This is a genomic window from Streptomyces sp. LS1784, from assembly GCF_020103755.1.
In the GTDB taxonomy this organism is placed as follows: Bacteria; Actinomycetota; Actinomycetes; order Streptomycetales; family Streptomycetaceae; genus Kitasatospora.
The window spans coordinates 1-2,768 of sequence record NZ_JAHSQD010000817.1 but is presented as its reverse complement, the minus strand read 5'-3'; the positions used below and the strand labels follow the sequence as shown (position 1 = coordinate 2,768).

The 2,768-nt window shown below is 76.0% G+C and carries 2 protein-coding genes and 1 pseudogene; all 3 read right to left on the bottom strand.

Translation table 11 applies throughout. From position 1 onward, the window contains the following. Positions 1–1,090 (bottom strand): serine/threonine-protein kinase (locus KS423_RS42830; RefSeq protein WP_224285105.1); only part of this gene is annotated, 1,090 nt, incomplete at its 3' end. Between the two features lie 226 nt (positions 1,091–1,316). Continuing rightward, positions 1,317–2,489, bottom strand: coding sequence for a ricin-type beta-trefoil lectin domain protein (locus tag KS423_RS42825; protein ID WP_224285104.1), 1,173 nt, complete (start codon positions 2,487–2,489; stop codon positions 1,317–1,319). Between the two features lie 39 nt (positions 2,490–2,528). After that, positions 2,529–2,768, bottom strand: a pseudogene (locus tag KS423_RS42820) (serine/threonine protein kinase); the annotation flags it as partial.

The following is a 2,768-nucleotide window of genomic DNA, read 5'->3' as shown; positions in this document are numbered from 1 at the left end:
GGTCCCGGCGGTGGCCCGGGGCGGTGCGCTGGGCGCGGGACTCGGCGGCGTACGCGGCCAGCTCGTCGGCGGACGGGCGGCGCAGGCTGGTGTGGGTGTCCCGGGTGGAGTCCGGGGCGGCACCGGGCACCAGCGGCACGGCCGGGCCTCGGCGGCGCTTGTGGGTGCCGGGTCCGGCGTCTATCTCGGCGTAGACGGCCTCGCCTGGGGTCAGCTGCTCCTCGGCCGGGGCGCGGCCCTGGGTGGGCACGGCGAGCACCGGCAGGCCGGACAGCGAGGGCAGCTGCTCGCGCAGCCGGGCGGCCAGCTCCGCGGCGCGCAGCCGGGAGGCGGGGGCCTTGGCCAGGCACTCGGAGATGATCCGCCACAGCCCGTCCGGGAGGCCGGGGATCGGCGGCACCTGCTCGGTGACGTGCCGGCGCAGCACCGCGCCGGTGTGGCCGCCGCCGAACGGGGTGAAGCCGGCCAGCAGCTCGTACAGCACGGTGGCGAGGGCGTAGATGTCGACGGCGGCGCGCGGCTCCAGGCCCTCGATGATCTCGGGGGCGAGGTAGTCGGGGGTGCCGATGATCCGGGTGGCCCGGGTGCGGCGCGGGGCGTCGACCAGGCGGGCCACGCCGAAGTCGGTGAGCTTGGCGCGCGGGGCGCCGCCGGGGCCGGGGGCGGCGGCGAGGTCGAGCAGGACGTTCTCCGGCTTGACGTCGCGGTGGACGATCCCGGCCGCGTGCGCGGCCGCCAGGCCGTCCGCGACGTCGGCGATGATCGAGGCGGCGGTCTGCGGCGGCAGCGCACCGTCCCGCTCCAGCCGGGAGCGCAGGTCGGTGCCCTGGACCAGCTCCATCACCAGGGCGAGGTCGCTGCCGTCCACCACCATGTCGCGCACGCCGACCACCCGGGGGTGGTCGAGGCTGGTCAGCGCGGTGCGCTCCTGGACGAAGCGGCCGACCAGCACCTGGTCGGCGGCGAGGTCCTCGCGCAGCAGCTTGACCGCCACCGGGCCGTCGGGCCCCTCACCGAGCCAGACCGTCCCGGCCGAACCCCGGCCGATCACCTGGTGGACGGTGTACCGGCTGCCGATCTTGCGTGCCAATGCTGCTCCGTGGGCGGCGCGGGAGCGCTCCGGGGGTCCGGCGCGCTCGGTGGGGCGGGACAACAGCGACCAACCTACGCGCCCCGAGGCCCTGCGGGGGCCGCCGGAGGGCCCTGGAGCGGGAGTCGCGGGCGAGAAATCTTGCGAATTATCGACAAAGCGTCAATCTCGCTGTCCGGGCCCGATCCGGAGCCGGCACCTGACCGGCCGCCGGTTCGACACCCGGTCAGCTCACCGCGGTCGGCAGGGTCCAGCGCTGGCCCGGAGAGCCGTCGCAGCCCGCCAGGTCGGCGGCGCCGCCCGGCGCGGTGCCGTTCGCGGGGTCGCGCAGGCAGCCCTGGGCGCCCTGGTTCCACAGCGCGCCCGCCAGGCCCACCAGCCAGACATGGTACGGCGAGCCGTTGCAGGGGTTGAGCGAGGCCAGGTTGCCGTTGGTGCCCAGGCACTTGCCGCCCTGCCGGACCGTCCCGTCGATCTCCACGCTCCACTGCTGGGCCGACGAGCCGTCGCAGTCCAGCAGCGCGACCGGCTCCGGGCCGGTCGCCGGGCTGCCGTCCGGCGTGTGGGTCAGGCAGCGGCCGCCCGGGGCGCCGATCGGACCGACCGGGCGGCCGGGGCGCACGTCGGTGGCGAAGGATTCGGTGCGCAGACCCGTACCGCCGCTCCAGATCTCGAAGCCGGCCTCCACCGAGATCAGGTACCAGTCCGGCTTCACCACCCCGCGCACCACCGCGTCCCGGACGAAGGCCCGCAGGTCGAGGTCGGTGACCGAGGTGACCGGGGTCTGCGCCTGGTAGGCGACCATCGGCCACTGCCTCCCGTTGGCGGCCATGGTGAGCTGCCAGCTGGTGTAGCCGGTGCCACCGATGTTGGCGGTTCCGCCGGTGGGGCCCGCCGAGGCCGGGGTGCGGTCCAGCCAGATCATCAGCTCGGCGCCGTCCGGCTGGCCGTTGGCGGCGGGGGTGCTCGGGGTGGTGTTGAACCAGAGGTCGTACGCCACGTTGAAGTCGCCCCGGGCGGGCAGTGCGGTGGACCAGCTGCTGGTGGCCCGCCCCAGCTCGGAGACCGTGACCGGCAGCGCGCCGCCCCGGGTGCAGGTGCCCCAGTGGCAGCCGTCGAAGATCTCCGGGTACGCGGCCGGACCGGCCGGCGGGCTCGCGTTCGCCCCGGAGTCCAGGACGGTGAACCCGGCCCGGCCGTCCGTGCCCAGGCACTGCGCGGCCCCGCCGTAGTTGTTGTTGTCCACCACGTACCGGCCGCCCGCGACCGGGACGGTCTCGTACTGCCCGCAGTGCCGGACCTCCTGCGCCGCCGCCGGTCCGGCCGGCAGCAGCAGCCCCGCCAGCGCGAGCACGGCGCCCATCAGCGCCGCGCCCACCCGGCCTCCCCGTACACCCATCCCCGTACACCCATCCCCGTGCCCCCGTCGTCCGGCCGCCTAGCCGCCGATGCTCTTCACCCAGTCGCGCGCGGTGTCGAACCAGCCCACGACAGTGTCCCAGTACTGCGGCAGCGGCGTGAAGCTCCACAGCGCCGCCCCGGCCAGGGTCAGCACCAGCAGCACCATCAGGCAGCCCTTGAGGCAGCCGAGCCCCGGGACGTACATCCGGTTGCGGCTGCGCGGGCGCGGCTCGCGGGCCGGCGCGGGCTCACGGCGGGCCGGGGCGGGAGGCTCCTC

What these genes read in the sequence shown, in the direction of transcription:
- KS423_RS42825 (WP_224285104.1), bottom strand. Translation starts at nt 2,489, where the DNA reads ATGGGTGTACGGGGAGGCCGGGTGGGCGCGGCGCTGATGGGCGCCGTG.